We start from the raw sequence: 17629 nt of genomic DNA on the forward strand, positions 1-17629 counted from the left end.
TGGAACCTCGATCAGGAATGAATGTGTTGTTGGCCACTGCGCAGGAGGCGGACCATGGGGAAAGACAAGAAGAAAAAAAAAGACAAATGCTGCGGGGCCTACTTGAAGAAAGGCAAGATGTGCAGCAATTGTCCTTTGCAGGATAAAGAAAAGAAAAAATCGAAGGAAAAGAAAAAGAAAAAGAAGGACAAGAAGAAAAAAGACAAGAAAAAGTAAAAAGTAGGTTCGTCTTTTTCCCCTTCCCTGGAGCCAGGCCGGCCATCGCATCGCGATGGCCGGCTTTTTTTTTATCCCTGAAGAGGAGCCGCTGCCTCCGGTTGCGGGCGTTGCGGGGTGGCAAGCAGCCCTTCGAGCAGGACAAATCGACCCAGCGGGTGAACCTGGCAGGGAAAGCTGGCCACAAACAGGGGATTGTCGCACAGCCCTCCAGAGAGATAAAGCTCCTGGGGTTCCTGGGCAAAACGGTAGGCGTTGAGGGCGATGCCGCGGACAAACTGGGCGACTGCGGTGGCCTCCGGCACGCCGGACACCACCGCGTCGAAGATGTGGCTCATGCCAAGCACTCCGCAGGTGATGGAAAAGCCGGTGGAAGGGACCGGCAGGGCCGCGTAATCAAGCTGGTAGTAAGTGGCGAGCAGTTCGATGGTGAAGCCCATGGAGGCACCGCATTCGGCATTCCAGCCCATGTCCATCACCTCTCCATGGCGAAAACGGACGTACTTAATGTCCCGGCTGCCGCAATCGAGCAGGACAAAATCGGACCGGTTGATGAGACGTCCTCCGCCCCTGGCCAGGGCCGTCAATTCGTTGATGCTGCGTTTGCTCCTGCGGGCGGCGTTGTGGCCGGTGCCGAGATCGGCAAGGAAATCGGGAGGCAGATCCCGGGTGGCGATGATCCGGGGAGCGTTGCTCTCCGCAGTATCGAGAATCTTGCAGTAGGAGGTGCCGAAATCCGCCAGCAGCATCAACCGTTCCCCCGTTGCGGGTCAATGCCGGAGAGTTCGAGAAAGGCCTCGATCTTGGCGCGGGTGGAACTGGACACGCTGACGTCGCAATCAATGGCCAAGGCACGGGGATGCTTGGCCGCCAGGTGTTTGGCCAGCGCCGATTTGGCGCAAAAGGACTGGGAGAAAAAGACGGTGGGGATGGTAGGATCGACCACCTGCTCCAGCGCAAAATCAGACGGCGTCTTGTTCTCCATGCATCGGGTCCAGCCGAACACGTGGGTGGTATCGGGAAAGGGGGCAAGCAGCGAGAAATCGCGGGGCGGCACGCCCCAGAAGCCGCAGCTCGGTGGGCATGGTTCCAATGGCGGGTAAGCGGCTGCGGATTGCACGCCCTGGGTGATCCTGCTGAACTTTTCCATCAGCGGCATGCGGCTGGTGCAGAGCGGGTTGCCAAAGGGACGGGTATCCTGATTGCGGGTGCGGATGACCGGGATGGGGAGCATGTCGGCGAGTATTTCGGCCACGTGCAGGGCGCAATCGCACTTGCCCGGTCCGACATCGATGTACACCCGGTCCAGGGCGAGATGCAGGCAGTTGAGCACCACGGTTCGGAGAATGGCGCAGTAGACCCGTGGGATGCGGGAGGCCGTCTGATCGATGGGCGCCCGCACCTGCGGCTCATCCAGGTCGACGATGTGGTCGCCTTGTCGGTTGATTTCTTCAATGACCGCCAGCGGCGGCACGCCGACAATGCCGATCCGTCGAGTCATCAGACATCCTCGCGCAGCAGCAGGAAAAAACCGACACAGCCCACCAGCAGATGGACCGAAATGGCGGCGGCCAGCGGTGGAATATAGCTGGCCTTGGCCAAGGATTGCAGGGTGGTGTAGACGCCCCAGCAAAGAAAGGCCATGCCGCAGCTCACCGGGATGGCCAGGGACAGATCCCTGCCCCATTTGCGATAGACCAGCAGCAGCAACGGCAGGCCCAGAAGAAGCAGGGGCAGGCCAAGGAGGGTGTAGGAGATCCGGCCGTAGAAATCGGCCCAGGCCTTGCTGCGCTCCTCTTCGGAACGGGTGTGCTGGGTTTCTTTGTACAGCTGCACCAGGGAAAGCTCCATCGATCTGTACGCGGGCACGAAAAAGTCATCGGGAGTTTCCGGGAAATTGATCCTGCGATTGGTGAAGACCTGGGTCGCGAAGCGGTCGCCGCCGGCTGCTTTCTGAATTTGACCGTTGCGCAGTGTCCACACCCCCTTGTTCCATACGGCGATTTCCGCGGCAATCAAGGTGTTGGCGGCATGTTCCTTGTCCCAAACCGTGTAGGAAAAATTCTTGAAAAGATTTTTCTGCGGATCAGGGCGGGAAAATGAATAAAAACCCTCCTGACCGCGATAGTAGTATCGGCCGTTTCGATATATGCCCAGCGGTACCTTACCCTTGATCTCCTTGTTCCAGATTTGGTTGGTGACGGCGATGGTCTTGGGAAGAACGTATTGATCCATGGCCAGAAACAACAGGGTGCAGGCCAGGGCCGCGCCGATGATCGGCACGGTGATTTTTTTCAAGGGAATGCCGCAGGCCTTGAGAGCGATGAGTTCGTTGCTGTGGTTCAAGACCCCCAGGGTCACCACGCCGGCGAGGAGAATGCAAACCGGGCTCATTAAGTCGATGATAAAGGGGATATTGGCGAAGAAGAAGGTGGCGATCAGGCTGAACGATTTCCCTTTTTCCAGAAAATTGTCAATTTTTTCAAAGAAATCGATCAGCAAATAGAGGGTGATGAAGCTCGCCATGATCATGCCGAGGTTGCGGAGAAAATGGGCGAGAATGTATCGGTAGAGCAGTATCATGGGTGATTATGGCAAGGAATCCGGAAAATTGCCCTGGCTTGCGGCAGACGTTGCATGTGTTTCTTCCCTCATGGCGGAAGAAAAGGAAGTGTCGTGCTTGACGTAGTACCCGCTGCCGTTGTTCCAGTCAAGGGCAACCGGATATCGACCGGCAGTCCCGGGCAGGGGCAAAGTTCCGGAAAAACGGAGCTTGCACTTCTTTGTGTCTGTGGTAAGTTGTCGCCTTGGTTTGATGCGTTATGAGTTGTCGTCAAGGGCGCGACAGGGAAAATGCGTGCACGAAGCAGGAAACGTCTGCTTTCCCCTTGTGTTTCCCGAGAGGTATTGGTCCGGAACAAGTCGGCCATGAGCGGATGATGGCCGTTGTCCATTGATAAAGCGGCGGATAAGTTCTTTGCTGTGACGCTCTCCCGAGCAAACGGCAGTGTTTTTTTCTAATCCCGGTCTATGCAGAAACGACTCGAGAAGATTGCCGACAACAACATAACCCGCAGCGCCAGCAAAAACTCGGCCGTGGCCCGCCTCAACGGCCTGTGGGCCATTTTTGAGAAGAGCGACAATGTCCTGATCGTCATCAGTGCCGATCCGGACGCCATCGCCTCGGCCATGGCGCTCAAGCGCCTGCTCAGCTACCGGGTGCACAGTGTCACCATCGGCTATCCCAATGAAATTCGGCGCCTCAACAACCTGACCATGGTTGAGCGCCTGAAAATCCCGCTGGAACGGCTGCACACCCTGTCGATGAAGGACTACTCCAAGAAAATCCTGCTCGATTCCCAGCCCAACCACTTGGCCTGCTTCGAGAAGATGACCTTCAACGCGGTGATCGACCATCACCCCGTCACCACGGGCTGGGATGCGGCCTTTATCGACATCCGCCCGGAATATGGCGCGGTTTCCTCAATGATGGTCGAATACCTGCGCGCTGCCGGCATCAAACCCTCGGTGGCCCTGGCAACCGCTCTGTTTTATGGAGTCAAGGTCGACACCCAGAACTTCCAGAAGCAGAACATGCAGGCCGCCGACGGCATCTGTTTTCGCTATCTGTTCAACATCGCCAATCTGAACCTGGTGCGCAAATTCGAGCTCACCGAACTGCGGCGTTCGGAGCTGCGCTATTTCCGCACCGCCCTCAACGAGGTCAAGGCTAGCAAGGGACGGGCCTATGTGCACCTAGGCAAGGTCGGCACCCCGGACATCCTGGTGATCATCGCTGATTTTTTCAATCGCGTCGAATCGTTTGATTGGGTGATTGTCTCCGGTGTCCATGGCGAGAAGCTGGTGGTTATCTTCCGTTGCGATGGGTATCGGAAGAATGCCGGCAAGCTGGCAAAAGCCACTTTTGGCCGTTTCGGTCCTGCCGGCGGGCACAAGGAGGCCGCCCGGGCCGAATCGCCGCTGAAAAATTTACCGTTGCGCGAAAATCAGGAATTCACCACCAAAACCCTTATCCGCCTCATCACCCAGCATATCAAATAGCCGCGTTCGTCCCAATCGGTTCTGCCGCCGGTTTTCCCGTGGCCTTTTGCCCCGTCAAGGCCAGATATTGCTTGCGCCTGTACGGAAGTTGGGCATATTATGGCTTGAATATCCATTTCCATTGGCGCCTTGCATCAAGGCCCTTGCCCTGAACAACGGGCGCCGATATTCCATCCGCACGGTGTTCTATGTACAGACCCTCGACCTTGGCGATGATCCTGGCAGGTGGCCGCGTCGATGAATTAGGTGTGTTGACGCATTACCGACCAAAATCCGCTGTTCCCTTCGGCGGGTTTGCCCGGGTCATCGATTTTCCCCTGTCCAATCTGCTCCATTCGGGCATCGAGCGCATCGCCATCCTCAGTCAGTACCGCTCCTATTCCCTGATCAACCACATCGGCACCGGTGCTGCCTGGGACATGATTGGGCGCAACCGGGGCATTTCCATCCTGCCGCCGTTCAAGGATTACGACAACCCTCACTGGTACAGGGGGAGCGCCGATGCAGTGTATCAGAATATCGATTACATGCAATATTATGGTCCTTCGGTCATCCTCATCCTCTCCGGCGATCACATCTATCAGATGGATTATCGCAAGATGATCCGCTACCACAACGAACTCGATGCCGACCTGACCGCCGCTTTTATCGAGGTGCCCCAGGAATCGGCTTCCCGCTTCGGTGTGGCTGAGATCGCCGATGATTTCGAGGACGGGGGCCGCATGCTTTCCTACGAGGAAAAGCCGGCGGAGCCCAAGGGGCGCTGGGCTTCGTTGACCGTGTTCTGTTTTCGGCCCTCGGTCCTGTTTGAGGTGTTGAAACAAAATCAAGCCGGTGACTCCTATGAGTTCGGCCGGGACATCATCCCGATGATGATGCGGCAGCAATACAAGGTGCATGGCTACAAGTTCCGGGGGTATTGGGGCTATACCCGGACTATCGACGAATATTGGCAGACCTCGATGGATCTGCTCGGACCGGAACCCAAAATCGATCTCGAGGCCTGGGGTATCCGCACCAACCTGGCCCACCGTAACATCGCCGACCGCCAGCCGGTGAAGATCGGTACCCACGGCAGCCTGGACAATTCCATGGCCTACAATGGCTGCATTATTGAGGGCACGGTGCGCAACTCGATTCTCTTTCCCGGGGTCCATGTGATGGCTGGGGCGGAAATCAACGATTCCATCCTTTTTTTCGACAACATTGTCCACCAGGACGTCCATCTCAACCGGGTGGTCAGCGACGTCAACACGGTGTACAGCCGTAACGTTCGGGTTGGCGCGCCTCAATGCGATAAAAACAGTCGAGTGAGTGTCATCGGTTGGAACAACAGCGTGCCGGAAGGGTTTAATGTCGGCTGCGGCTGCCGGGTGGCGCCGCGGATTGCCATGGAGAAGTGGCCGTCCACCAATCGACTCGAAGACGGGGAGGACCTGCAATGAGAGAAAGCGGCGATGCGCTTGTTCTGCTTCTCGCCGGCGGGATTGGCAGCCGGCTGAACCTCCTGGTCGGCCATCGGGCCAAGCCGGCGGTGCCCTTTGGCGGTATTTACCGGATCATCGACTTCAGTCTGTCCAACGTCATGAACTCCGGCCTCACCCGAGTGGGGGTGCTCACCCAATACAAGCCGCTTTCCCTGATGGCCCATATCGGCAATGGCGCGGCTTGGGATTTCACCGGTCGCACCCGCGGTATCAAGATCCTGCCGCCGCGAACCGGAGAAAAGGATTCCGATTGGTATAAGGGAACCGCCGACGCCATCCGCCAGAACATCGATTTCATCCTCGCCAACCCCTCGGAGCAGGTGGTGATTCTTTCCGGCGATCATATCTATCGCATGGATTTCGATGCCATGCTCTCCTACCACCAACACAAGCGAGCCGATATCACCATCGGCATGATGGTGGTGCCCAAGCGGGACATCCACCAGTTCGGCGCCGGCATCATCGACAACGAGAACCGTATCGTCGACTGGGAGGAAAAACCCAAGGTGCCGCGAACCAATCTCGCCTCCATGGGCATCTATGTCTTTGACACCCAGTATCTGCTCCGTGCCCTGGCCCGGGATCGGAAGGAGGTGGATTTCGGCATGGATATCATTCCCCGGGCGATCAACGAAGATCGGGTCTATGCCTACCCTTTTTACGGTTACTGGCGCGATGTCGGCACCATTCAGTCATATTGGGAGACCAACATGGATATTATCCGCGAAAATTCGGGGATATCTCCAGAGGGATGGGAAATCCGCCCCAATCCCGAGTACGGCGGTCGCCGCATGGATCGTGCCCCGGCCCGCTTTCTGCCGGGCAGCAAGGCCAGTTCGTCGCTGATTTCCGCTGGCTGCGTCATCGAAGGCACAGTGATCAATTCGGTGCTGTCGCCGGGCGTGCGGGTCAAGAAAGGGGCCGTGGTCACCAACGCGGTCATTTTTGATGACGGGGTCATCGAGGATCGGGCCGTGGTGGATCTGGCGATCCTGGACAAACGGGTACGGGTTGGCTCCGGAGCCGTGGTGGGGCACGGCACTAACCTTACCCTGGCCAACAAACAATTTCCCAAGCACCTTTACACCGGTATTTCCCTGGTGGGCAAGGAGGCCGTTATCCCTGCCGGATCGACGATCGGCCGTAACTGTATCGTCAATTTCGGCTATTGTGATGAAACATTCAGTGGTCTGGATACGCTGGCCGATGGGGAATCTGCTTGAAGGCTGTGTCTGCAAAAGAAAGAATAAGAAAGCCTTGCGTGGAACAGGACAGGTGGTGTATTTTTCCCGCCTGCAACCCATTCTTTCGCCCAAAAAGTCAATGCTCCGCTCCAGTAGCTCAGGTGGATAGAGCGCAGGATTCCTAATCCTGGTGCCGCAGGTTCGAATCCTGCCTGGAGCACCATTAAATAAAGGCCAAAAGCTCAAGAAGACTGAGCTTTTGGCCTTTTCTTTTTCATTGATTTTTAGCCTCGCTTGCCATAGGTTGGCCAAAACTAGCCGTCTTTTGCAAAATATTGCGCCCAAAATTGCGCCCAAAACTGCGCCCGGATTTACGCCCAAAATGGCAACCGTCACGAAACGAAAGAGGAAAAAAGCTTTGTTTATAAAGCGGAAATCCGAATGAAAGGATTCCCCTGCCTGTCGCAAACCTTTGATCGACTGTCAGAGGCGCAACGATGGGCGGAAGATACGGAATCTCTTCTTCGGTCAGGAGGGCAGATCACCGACAATGATGTTCCCGAGGAACTGACCTTTGTGGACGCACTTGACAGGTACGAACTGGAGGTCTCAAACCGGAAGAGGCCGAACACCAAAATACGGGAAAGAACCTCAGCAAACCGCCTTCGAGAGCATTTCTCCGGATTGAAACTAAAAGAAATCACGCCGTCGCTGGTGGCAGCTTTCCGCGACAAGAGACTGAAAAGTGTAGGTCCTTCAACCGTCCAAAAAGATCTTGCCCTACTCTCCCATCTTTTCACTATTGCCAACGCAGAATGGGCCTTGGACATCAAGAACCCTGTCGCCACAATCAGAAAACCGGCCAAACCGGATAGCAGGTTACGCCTTCTCAGCAAGGATGAGGCACGGCATCTCCTCGAGACCTCCAAGCAAAGCCGCAACAAAAAGCTCTATCATTTCCTGCAGCTGATGTTGCACACGGGGATGCGACCATCAGAAGCAGCAGGAATAACCTGGGGGCAAATAGATATTGATGCCCGAATTATTGACCTGACAGTGACAAAGACAAAGCCAAGGCGGGTACCGTTGACGGTAAAGGCGGTTGAATTGCTCCTGGAACTGATGCCGGATCAATACGAGAAAAATTCCTTTGTTTTCCTGCCCAACAATTGTTCGGAGACACTCCGCAGAAGACCAAACCTGTTTTTTCGACGTGCCTTCTGGAATGCCCTGAAAAAGGCAAACATCGAAGATTTTCACATGCACGATCTCCGACATACCGCAGCAAGCTACCTGCTGATGGCCGGAGTCGACCTGCGCACCCTGGCGGACATTCTCGGTCACAGTACCATGCAGATGGTTCAGCGCTACACCCACCTTCTGGACGACCACAAGTTAAAGGCGATCGATAAAATCGAGCTCTTGGGGAGATAACCCAAATACTCTTTCTTCCCGGCAGCATGGTCTTGGCTGACCATCAGCCTCCCCTCCCCTTGCACACCTGAATCTGGCCTGCATCGGTCCGATTTCATTTCGACAACAAACCATCCCGCTTGTATCACTCCGACGGGCGCTCCTCGACCACCCGCAAATACTCCTCGATCTCCCGGGGAGTGTAGTAGCGGAAGTGGATGCGGTGGCAGAGTTTGTCGGTGAAGTCGGAGAAGGCCATGACGATCTCGCGTCCCTCGGCCATCAGGGCCTCGCCTTCCTCGTAGGAGATGCCGCCCATCTCGCCGAGCCGCCCCTTGAAGTTGGCATAGGCCAGATCGAACTGGCGCAGGATGTTACACAGGGTCGCGCCCAAGGGCGAGTTGATGAGCAGCACCCGCGAGCCCCGTTCCTTGACCAGGCTGATCTTGCGCTCCTGGATCTCCTGCGACGAGAGCCGCTGCTTTTCTTCCGCCATGATGGACTCCCTGGTTGGTTAGGCGGTGATCCGCCGGGCGTTGCGCCGGACCCGGTACCGCTGCCAGCAATCGAGCAGGTACACCGAGCCATAGGGAAAGACCGCGGCCAGTACCATGAGCAGGGTGCTCCTGGTGGCCAGCGGCAGCAGGTGCGGCCTGATCGTCATCATCCCCTCATATATTTCCCGGGCGTGGGACATCCACCGGCTGGCCATGCGCCAGACGTTCTCCGGCGTGGCCAACCGATCCGCCAGCAGGTAGAGCACGTAGACGAGAAAGGCCTTGAGCAACAGCGACAGGGCCCGGCCGGTGAGCAGGCTGTTGACCCCCTTGCGGGTGATGTTGCCCACGAAGTAGCGGCTCAGGTAGCTGCACATGGCGGTGTTGATGATGAGCGGCAGGTAGGGGATGGCGCCGAAGAACAGCTGGCCGGACCAGTCGAGGTGCTCGAACACGAACGGCAGCAGGTAGAGGTGGAACACCGGGAACAGCAGCACCAGCGCCAACCCCTCATGAAAACCGCTCTTCACGCCGATCTTGAAGAAATCGATGGTCCGCTCCAAGGTGAGGAACTCGGCCGGGATGTTCTGGCCCTTGCTCTCGATCACGTAGAACTGCTGGATCTCGGAGATGGCGCTGAGCAGGTTGCGCGGCCGCTCGATCCGGCCGCCGTCGGTGGTGATGATCGGGGCATTGGTGTCGTTCGCGCCCCGCGACTCCCGGTCCCTGGCCATCAGTCGCCCCTATCCTCACCGGCCCAGGGCGTGACCTTGACGATGTCGCGCAGCAGGTCCGGCTTGGCCCGTTCCATCTCGGCGATGGAGCCGAACGGCTCGGCGTGGAACGGGGTGTAGTAGCCGCGCAGTTCCTTGCCGAACCTGCGAGTGAGCAGGAAATAGCCGCCGAAGTAGCTGTCGCGGATGAGGTGGCGGGCGATCACGTCCGGTTCCTGCCGCAGTCGTTGAACAACGGCCAGCAGCACCCGCCGCATGGTCGGGTCGTCCGCGGCCATGGTGGCGATCTCCATGCAGCCGGCCCGTTCCGCCTGTTGGCGGGCCGCCTGCTCGAGCGCCTTGACCTGGAAGTAGACCAGGCCGTCAGCCATGGAGAAGGCGAGGAAACGACGACCGTCGAGCCGGTTGATGACCGGCTTGAGCAGGGCCAGGAACCCGGCGACATCGAACCAGCGGGAGATGTCCAGCGGCCGGGGTTTTTCCTCGCGCGCCACCTCCGGCCCGGTCGTCTCAGCAAAGATCTCCTTCATCCCCTGCCGAGCTGTCCCATCCTCCACCACCGCAGTCCCTTCCTTCCCATCCACCTCCTGCAGCCCGCCGGCCGCCATGCCCTCCTCCAGTTCCTGCTGCCGTGCCAGCTGGTCCGCCTGCTTCAGCGTCTTGCCCAGCAGCCCGTCGGCCACCTTGTGGTGCAGCTTGATGGCGCGGAGGATCTCGTCCTTGCGCCCCAGCTCCTTGAAGCCGGGAACCCCGGCCAGCACCGTGCCGGCGGCCAGTGGATGCTCGCCCAGGGCGTAGAGTGTGCCACGTGCGGACGGCAGCTTTCCCAGGTCATGGGCGAGCGCAGCCACCAGGGTGTCCGGGATCACATGCCAGGCCTGGTTGTCGGCAAGCAGCCGCACCACCTGGTCAGCCACGTCCAGGGAATGATCGAGCAGGGTGGTCTGCGCCAGCAACCGGTAGGTGTTTGCCTCCCAGGCGGCCTCGACATCACCGCGCACATCCACCACCGAGGGACAGTCGCCCTCCCGGTCGAGCAACTGCACCAGCTGCCGGCAGACCGCTCCCTGCTCGTGGCAGGTGCGGAAGAAGGGCCATTCGTCGATCTGGCGGAGAAAGGCCGCGGCCCGCGGATGGGCCACGGCGGGGGGTTCCACTGCAACACGGGCAAGCTGTTCGTCCCGCCACAGGTGGACCAGGTCGGCAATATGCACGGTCCGGTACACCGGGGACCTGGTCCAGCACGCGGCCAACTCGCCCAGGGCGATCTCCCGGGTGTCCGGCGGCGCGGTGTCCCCTTTACGGAGCAGCACCGCCCCGGCCAACCCGGCCAGCACCACGGCTAGGCCAAGGAACAGGTCCGGCCAGCCGAACACCTCCCGCAGCGCCGTGAACACGTCGTCACCGGCCATCCCGACTGACCGTCACCGCGGCCAGGTCCGGAAAGGTCACCCGCAGGGTGGCGTCCTCGACCGTGGCGGTCCGGCCCCGGTAGGTGCCGGAGTAGGTCACCAGAAAGAGCTCGCGCGGCGCCAGGTTGAGGATCTCGGTGTGGCGGACGCGCACCTCCTCGGTCTCGCGGATACTGAGTCCGCCGCCCACCGAGATGATCGGCGAGAACCGCCGCTCCTCGCCCAGGTGCTCGGACACGTAGCTGGCCGTGTGGGCGTCGGGCACGCGCATGAACAGCTTGGTGTTGCAGTTGTCGAGGATGGTGTTGGCCCGGTCCTCGCCCACCTCGGCGTGCAGCTGGCTGATCGACTGGCAATAGCCGTGGATGAACACGCCGGCGCCGCCGGCCTTGGCGAACAGGTCCTCGATGCCCTGGTAGAGCACGGACTGGGCCTCGTCGATGTGCAGCACCAGGGGCGGCTCGACGTTGCGGCCGCTGGAGTAGACCCGGCCGACAAAGGCCTGGATCATGGAGATGATCACCTTGCCGGCGGTGTAGGCGGCCCGCTTGGTCAAGAGCGACCCCAGCTGCACCACCAGGATGATGCCCTGGCCCTGCTCGAGCCGCTGGATGAAGCGGTTCTCGTCGGCCTTGCCGATGATCCGTCCGACATTGCCCGAGGTCAGCTCGGTGAGCGCCACCCGCAGCGAACTGGCCACCTTGGAGTAGTAGTCCGCCGGCGTGGAGAGGATCTTCTCCATGTCCCGGGAGAGCTGCTTGGCCTCCGGGGTGTTGATGTAGTCGATCTTTTCCTTCAGCCGTTCCAACTCCTGGTGGCTGATGTGGTTCTTGATGTCGTTGAGGTTGAACGAGGGGGTTTTCCCGGCCTGTGCGGCCAGCAGGATCAGGGCCTGGACCACCACCAGGCTGACCTCGTAGGCCACGCCGAAGAAGTAGGGCTCGCGGCCGACGGCCACCCCGGCGGTGATGTGGGCGACCAGTTCCTCGGGCATACAGTAGGAGGAGAGCGGGTCGAGGATGGCGCTGTACTGGGGGAAGATCGGGGTGATGAGCATGAGGTCGGCGAGCCGGTCGGTCTCTTCGGCCAGCTGGGTGATCTTGGAGAACAGGCCGATGTCGCCCTTGGGGTCGATGGCCACCACCGAGTAGCCCTTGCGGATATCCTGCTCGAGGATGTGCTCCATGACCCGGGTCTTGCCCACCCGGGTGGTGCCGAAGCACCAGCAGTGCCCCTTGCGGGCACTGTCGGGAAAGCCCAGTTCGAGGATCGCCTGGGGATGATCGAGATGGACGCCGGTGCCGATGTGGGTCCAGGGCTCGGGTCGGCTGTCCTGGTGGCGGGCGCTCACGGTTGCCGCAGGATGCGGACCTCGACCCGCTCGCGCAGTTCACGGTCCACGCTGAGGATGGCCGCCTTGGGCAGGCGTCGGTCGGTGACCACCAGGCTGCGGTGGCCGACGTAGCGCTTGAGGCAGTGGCACCTGATCCGGTCGGCCTGCGCGCCGAGGTGCTCGCGCAGCAGGGTCTCGACCAGGGTTTTGGCCACCCGGTCGAGCACCACCTGGACCCGGGCAATGCCGTTTCGTTCCATGGCTTCGACCCGGCGCAGGTGGAAGGCGCGGCGCTGGCCGACCTGGAACCCGCCTGCACACCGCTCATGCACGCCGATGCGGTTCAGCGGGCAGACACCAAGGACCGACTCGCCGGGGAGGATCTCCGCCGCCACGATCAGGTTGCCCTCCGCGTCGCTGCCGACGATCTCGCCCCAAAGCAGGTTGTGTTCACAGAGCTTGTAGCGCCGGACCAATTGGCAGACCCCGGACGTCTCCAGACGACGTTCGAGAAAGTCGCTGAGCCGCGCCCTCCCCAGCAGTGCCGGCAGGTCGATGACCCGCTGGTGGACGATACCGTTCACCCGAGCGTAGGCGACCGCTTCCAGGCACAGGTCCTGCCGGAAGTGGACCAGCACCTCCCGCCGGTACCAGCGGGAGAGCAGGGTGGAAAAGGCGGACTCGATCTCCAGCAGCACCTCGGCCCGGGACAGGCCGTGCCGGCTGGCCAGCGACGCGATGATGGACTGCATGCGAGGTGCCCCCTGGAGCGGTTAGGGATGCGGCCGGAAAGTCCGGTCTCATCCCTTTTTTCAGGGGGGAGGACATCTGGGAAATTTTGGATGAGTCCTAGGCATGCGAGGAGCGTTGTCAGACGACGAATGCTGAACCCCTGGATTCTGTCAATAGGGGAAGGAAACAGCACGGCTCGCCATGCGATTGAACGGTGTCGTTCCCGGGTACCGTTGAAAAAGCCGGGGTTCTTTGTTGGTGATGCAATTGGCCGTGTAGGAAGCGATGCCGTCTTCGGTGCGCGCCTCGTTGCTGCCTTCCTGCTGATCAGGGGCCGTCGTCATCGGTAAACATGCCGAGGCGAACCCGGATCGGCTCGATAATCCCTATCTGGCGTGAAAAATTGTTCAGCCCCTTGAGCAGCGGCGGGGTGATGATTTGGCCCTTGGCAACGACCAGTGTCCCGTTTTTTGCCAGCACGTCGTCCAACGCCACCATGCCGACCCCGACCTGGTCCACGTGCAGGCTCAGCACCTGTTCCGGGCTGGCTGCCCGGACCGTGGCCAGGATGTTTAATATTCTTGGATTATAGACCTTTTTTTGCGACCGCATCAAGCCAAGCGCCTCGCCCCGGCCCTTGCCCTGAAAGAGTAGGCGGTCATACTCGGTGGCCGCTTTCAGCATCTGGGCGCCAAGCAGGATCTCCTCGTACATCGTTTCCCGCATGGCATCGGTGAATTCATCGAACCGTTTGCGCTGCAGGGCGATCATTTCAGTGACATTTTCCATCCTGGGAATCCGCTCCAGCAGTTTCCTCGCCGTTTCAGGGTGAGTATCGAACAATTCGGCCTCGCCAGGGGTCAGTTCCTGACCGGTGTAAAACTTGCTCAAAATTTCGCCCGGCAGGGTGATGCAGCCGATCTGGGAGAGCAGCGCGGCCATCTCGTACTGCCAGGGCTGCGGCAGGCGCAGCGACTCGGCGATGCGGACTGTGTACTCCCTGATGCGCAGTCCGGAACTACAGGCCAGCGGGCTGGTCATGCCGAGCAGTTCGCTGAGTACGCTGACGCAGCCCTTGAGCGTGTTCTGCAGCAGTTCCTGTTCCGCGGTGATCAGGCGGTGCTGGCGCAGGGCCAGCACCAGCGAGGTGACGAACAGGGCCGGCGGGCAGGGCTTGGCGAGAAAGCGGAAGATCTGGCCGGTGTTGACCGCGTCGATGGCGGTTTCCCGGTCGGCGTGACCGGTGAGCATGAGGCGCACCGTATCGGGGTAGAGGTCTTTCACCAGCTTGAGCAGTTCAATGCCGTTCATGTTCGGCATGCGCATGTCCGAGACAATGACCGCGAACGGCCCATCTTCCTTGAGTTGCCGCAGGGCGGCCTCGCCGCTCTCGGCGGTCCGAATTTCAAAACGCCTGCGCAGGTGCCGCTCGATGGAACTGAGGATAGCGGGCTCGTCGTCGACGAGCAGGATTTTCTCGGTCACGGGTCCATCCTTTTGATGTGGTTGTCTGCTCGCGAAGTTCGTTCAATGGGCCGCCCGATTCCACGCCCCCTGCCTGCGCGAGCGAGCCGGTGGGCAAGTTGGACAATGACGAACAAGCAATTTCCGGGCGCGGTCATTGCCGGGTGTATTGGTCGTGTGCATCGCTGTCGCCGCGTTGTCCGATGGCTCTGGGGCAGGCACCGCTGGGGGCAATCGCCAAAGATCGCCCCCATCCCAACAACACGGTCGGTGTGCCCTTCCTGTCGATTGGACCTGGGACCATCCTCAGCAGACCCGGCTGGTGTTCGATGCGGGAGTGGGACAAGGCGCCACCAGGATAACATGGCTAGGCCGCCTTGGCAGGCAGTATGTCCACAGGAGCGCCAACAAGTGATGTCCCTTGCAGGGCTTGCCACCGCTGCTGGTCGCCTGGTGGCTTCTTGGCGCCGTACGCTCGGTGGCAGGTGATCCGTGGGCAGGGCGGTTGGTTGGTCCTGGCACTGATCGAGTCCAGCAGAGAAGATTCGACGGCACACCACATCCTCTTCCCAAGTCCGACCCATCAACTGCTTTCATCTTGCCAGCCGTTTGCTCCTGATCGCTCATATTGAGAGCCTTGGTTTTTCCTCAGTTCTCAAAATCAGAACAGAAAAATCTGTTTTTCCGTTATTTTTTTTTCGCCAATCCGGCACAGGATTAGCAGTTAAGAATGAGTTCCGAGAAGAGTGAAAAGGGCGGAACAGGGTTGGCTCGGCGACCATTGCCGGCCGACCGCATCTGTGCCGACGGGCCGCTCCGGGTTGAGAGACGGCCCGTCGGTGCTTTTTGGCACAAGAAGCAAAAACGGTGGCGCCCTGTCGCCACGCCGCCCGCCCCTGGCCGGACAAAGGGTCTGCCGCCGGGGAACAAAGCGCCCATTGCAGGGGAGCAAGGGCACCGCCCTCTCCAGACCACGCCTCGCCCTCACCCGACACCAGCAGACCAGCTCGCGCCATCCATGACGAGACCACCGGCACCATGATCGAGATCGACTACACCCACGGCTACTACCAAGAACTCAACCCGCTCCGGGCCAGGCTGGCGCTGCTGTTCGCGGGCCTCCATTGCCCGATCATGGACACGGCCTGCGAACTGGGCTTTGGCCAGGGGATGAGCATCAACCTGCATGCCGCCGCCTCCCCGGTCGCGTGGCACGGCACGGACGCCAACCCGGCGCACGTCGCCTTTGCCCGCGAGATCGCGCGGGCCGCTGGCAGCGAGGCCCGGCTGGCGGCCGAACCGTTTGCCGAATACGCGGCCCGCCGCGATATGCCCGAATTCGACTTCATCGGCCTGCATGGGGTGTGGAGTTGGGTCTCGGCGGAGAACAAGGCCCTCCTGGTTGATTTCATCCGCCGCCAGCTCAAACCGGGAGGCGTGGTCTACGTGAGCTACAACACCCTGCCCGGTTGGGCCGCGTTCGCGCCTATGCGGCACCTGCTGGTCACGCACGCGGCGACCCTCGGCGCGGCCGGCCAGGGCATCGTCGAGCGTATCGACCAGGCCCTCGAATTTACCGAGGCCCTGCTGGCCGCAAAGCCCCTGTTCGCCGATCACCACCCCACCGCGGGACAGAAGCTGGCGCAGTGCAAGCGGCAGGATCGAGCCTACCTGGCGCACGAATTCTTCACCCGCGACTGGCAGCCCATGCACTTTGCCGAGATGGCCGCTAGCCTGGCGCCGGCCCTGCTCGACTTTGCCTGCTCGGCCCATTTTCCGGACCATCTCGACATGGTCAACCTCAACCAGGAGCAGCGGGCCTTTTTGGCGGAAATCCCGGATCCGGTTCTGCGCGAGGGGGTGCGGGACTTCTTTGTCAACCAGTGGTTCCGCCGCGACTACTGGGTCAAAGGGATGCGACGCCTACCCCCGGTCCGCCAAGCCGAACTGCTCACCGAGGCGCGGCTGGTGCTGCAGACCCCGCGCGCCGAGGTGGGCCTGCAGGTTCGAGGGGTGCTGGGGACGGCCGAGATGGACGGACGTATCTACGGACCGCTGCTCGACCAGCTGGCTGACCATCGACCGCGCAGCCTGGGCCAACTTGAGCGAAGTGTGTGCACCCCGGAGCTGACTCGAGCCCACCTGCACGAGGCGGTGCGGATCCTGGTCGCAGCCGGGCACCTGGCCCCGGTCCAGGAAGAGGCCGCAGTCAAGCGGGCGAGAAAACACACCGACCGCTGCAATGCCCACCTGCTGCACCAAGCTGGCTGCAGCGATGCGGTCGCCATCCTCGTCTCACCGGTGACCGGCGGCGGCGTGCCGGTGGACCGTGTCGAGCAGCTGTTCCTGCTGGCCCTGACCCAGGGGCGCAGGCAGCCAGCGGAATGGGCTGCCCGGGCCTGGGAGACCCTGGTCGCGGAGGGGCGGCAACTCCTCCGCGAAGGTGTGGCCCTGGCGACCGCGGCGGACAACCTGGACGAACTCCATGCCCTGGCCGATCGTTTTGCGGCCCGGCGGCTGCCGGTCCTGCAGGCCCTGCAGGTGGTGTGACCCGTGGCCGGACCAAGCCGACGAACCCTTTGCCGTGAGACGACCATGCCGACAAACACCGATCTGTCCTCCGTACCCGAGGGCGAGAACTTCCCGGCCGCGATGGCGGCGGACAGGTACCGCCAGTCCCGGCTGGGTGGTCCGCGGGTCATCCTCTACCTGCTCGCGGCCGACTTGGTGGTTGTGGCGGCCGCCATGGTGGGGGTGGTCTGCTGGTGGCTGCTGCGCTAGCGGCCGTAGTGGCCTGTCATCATGACCGGGCAAGGGTTCGCCATCGGTCATTGTGCGAGCCAACGGCGTGCCAAGAATCCCCCAGAACGAGCCAGGTGGGCTGCCAGGACGCCTGGACGAAGGGTTCGTCCTGTTCGGCGGCGGCCGAGGAGCGACCCAAAAAACACTATCATGGCAAGATACGCAGCAGGCCGGATAGCCGACTTGGAGCAGAGACCGGCTTCGCGGAAAAGAACGCTTCCTCCCCCGCGATTGGCATCGATCTTGGCCGGCCCCTGATGCTGAGGGCGAAAGTCCCCAGACGGTACATTCGC

The 17629-nt window shown here is 60.7% G+C and carries 17 protein-coding genes and 1 tRNA gene; 8 read left to right on the forward strand and 10 right to left on the reverse strand.

Annotation, left to right across the window (positions count from 1 at the left end; translation table 11 throughout):
* The first annotated feature begins 54 nt into the window (after positions 1-54).
* Positions 55-216, forward strand: coding sequence for a hypothetical protein (locus DESPR_RS18125; RefSeq protein WP_015722826.1), 162 nt, complete (start codon positions 55-57; stop codon positions 214-216).
* A 71-nt stretch (positions 217-287) separates the two neighbouring features.
* On the opposite strand, the gene DESPR_RS00425 is transcribed toward DESPR_RS18125, so the two are convergent.
* Genes DESPR_RS00425 through DESPR_RS00435 form a run of 3 tightly spaced genes read right to left on the reverse strand, consistent with a single transcriptional unit; the run spans position 288 to position 2799 of the window.
* Positions 288-965 (reverse strand): ATPase, encoded by a 678-nt coding sequence (locus DESPR_RS00425; RefSeq protein ID WP_015722827.1) that lies wholly within the window; start codon positions 963-965, stop codon positions 288-290.
* Positions 965-1717 carry a hypothetical protein gene (locus DESPR_RS00430; protein WP_015722828.1) on the reverse strand — a complete coding sequence of 251 codons (753 nt, stop codon included), beginning with the start codon at positions 1715-1717 and terminating at the stop codon, positions 965-967. The genes DESPR_RS00425 and DESPR_RS00430 overlap by 1 nt, the downstream gene beginning before the upstream one ends.
* On the reverse strand, positions 1717-2799 hold the full coding sequence (locus tag DESPR_RS00435) for an LptF/LptG family permease (protein ID WP_015722829.1): 1083 nt from the start codon (positions 2797-2799) through the stop codon (positions 1717-1719). The genes DESPR_RS00430 and DESPR_RS00435 overlap by 1 nt, the downstream gene beginning before the upstream one ends.
* A gap of 447 nt (positions 2800-3246) precedes the next feature.
* Between DESPR_RS00435 and DESPR_RS00440 the strand changes: the two genes are divergently transcribed.
* The 5 genes from DESPR_RS00440 to DESPR_RS00460 all read left to right on the forward strand — a co-directional run bounded on the left by DESPR_RS00440 (position 3247) and on the right by DESPR_RS00460 (position 8383).
* Positions 3247-4278, forward strand: coding sequence for a DHH family phosphoesterase (locus DESPR_RS00440; RefSeq protein WP_015722830.1), 1032 nt, complete (start codon positions 3247-3249; stop codon positions 4276-4278).
* 188 nt (positions 4279-4466) lie between these two features.
* Positions 4467-5723 carry a glucose-1-phosphate adenylyltransferase family protein gene (locus DESPR_RS00445; protein WP_015722831.1) on the forward strand — a complete coding sequence of 419 codons (1257 nt, stop codon included), beginning with the start codon at positions 4467-4469 and terminating at the stop codon, positions 5721-5723.
* A complete protein-coding gene (locus tag DESPR_RS00450) occupies positions 5720-6988 on the forward strand; it encodes a glucose-1-phosphate adenylyltransferase family protein (protein WP_015722832.1) in 1269 nt (422 codons plus the stop codon). Before DESPR_RS00445 ends, DESPR_RS00450 begins: the two co-directional genes overlap by 4 nt.
* Positions 6989-7095: 107 nt before the next feature.
* A tRNA-Arg gene (locus tag DESPR_RS00455) sits at positions 7096-7172 on the forward strand.
* Between the two features lie 218 nt (positions 7173-7390).
* Complete coding sequence (locus DESPR_RS00460; RefSeq protein WP_043769430.1) at positions 7391-8383, forward strand: tyrosine-type recombinase/integrase; 993 nt, start codon at positions 7391-7393, stop codon at positions 8381-8383.
* 124 nt (positions 8384-8507) lie between these two features.
* Here the strand turns inward: DESPR_RS00460 and DESPR_RS00465 are convergent, their stop codons facing one another.
* The 7 genes from DESPR_RS00465 to DESPR_RS00490 all read right to left on the reverse strand — a co-directional run bounded on the left by DESPR_RS00465 (position 8508) and on the right by DESPR_RS00490 (position 14555).
* Complete coding sequence (locus tag DESPR_RS00465) at positions 8508-8858, reverse strand: hypothetical protein (protein WP_015722834.1); 351 nt, start codon at positions 8856-8858, stop codon at positions 8508-8510.
* Positions 8859-8876: 18 nt separating this feature from the next.
* Entirely contained in the window at positions 8877-9593 is a 717-nt protein-coding gene (locus DESPR_RS16845) for a hypothetical protein (protein WP_015722835.1), read from the reverse strand.
* Positions 9593-11005, reverse strand: coding sequence for an HD domain-containing protein (locus tag DESPR_RS00475; protein WP_015722836.1), 1413 nt, complete (start codon positions 11003-11005; stop codon positions 9593-9595). Before DESPR_RS00475 ends, DESPR_RS16845 begins: the two co-directional genes overlap by 1 nt.
* Positions 10995-12356 (reverse strand): type IV secretory system conjugative DNA transfer family protein, encoded by a 1362-nt coding sequence (locus DESPR_RS00480; RefSeq protein ID WP_015722837.1) that lies wholly within the window; start codon positions 12354-12356, stop codon positions 10995-10997. Before DESPR_RS00480 ends, DESPR_RS00475 begins: the two co-directional genes overlap by 11 nt.
* Entirely contained in the window at positions 12353-13090 is a 738-nt protein-coding gene (locus DESPR_RS00485) for a hypothetical protein (protein WP_015722838.1), read from the reverse strand. The genes DESPR_RS00480 and DESPR_RS00485 overlap by 4 nt, the downstream gene beginning before the upstream one ends.
* A gap of 150 nt (positions 13091-13240) precedes the next feature.
* Positions 13241-13414 carry a hypothetical protein gene (locus tag DESPR_RS18130; protein WP_169701481.1) on the reverse strand — a complete coding sequence of 58 codons (174 nt, stop codon included), beginning with the start codon at positions 13412-13414 and terminating at the stop codon, positions 13241-13243.
* On the reverse strand, positions 13398-14555 hold the full coding sequence (locus DESPR_RS00490; protein WP_015722839.1) for an HD domain-containing phosphohydrolase: 1158 nt from the start codon (positions 14553-14555) through the stop codon (positions 13398-13400). Before DESPR_RS00490 ends, DESPR_RS18130 begins: the two co-directional genes overlap by 17 nt.
* 846 nt (positions 14556-15401) lie before the next feature.
* Between DESPR_RS00490 and DESPR_RS00495 the strand changes: the two genes are divergently transcribed.
* Both DESPR_RS00495 and DESPR_RS00500 read left to right on the forward strand, forming a co-directional pair.
* Complete coding sequence (locus DESPR_RS00495) at positions 15402-17084, forward strand: class I SAM-dependent methyltransferase (protein WP_218918260.1); 1683 nt, start codon at positions 15402-15404, stop codon at positions 17082-17084.
* Between the two features lie 3 nt (positions 17085-17087).
* Positions 17088-17315 (forward strand): hypothetical protein, encoded by a 228-nt coding sequence (locus DESPR_RS00500; protein WP_245529469.1) that lies wholly within the window; start codon positions 17088-17090, stop codon positions 17313-17315.
* The last annotated feature ends 314 nt before the right edge of the window (positions 17316-17629 follow it).

This window comes from Desulfobulbus propionicus DSM 2032, assembly GCF_000186885.1.
Classification (GTDB): domain Bacteria; phylum Desulfobacterota; class Desulfobulbia; order Desulfobulbales; family Desulfobulbaceae; genus Desulfobulbus; species Desulfobulbus propionicus.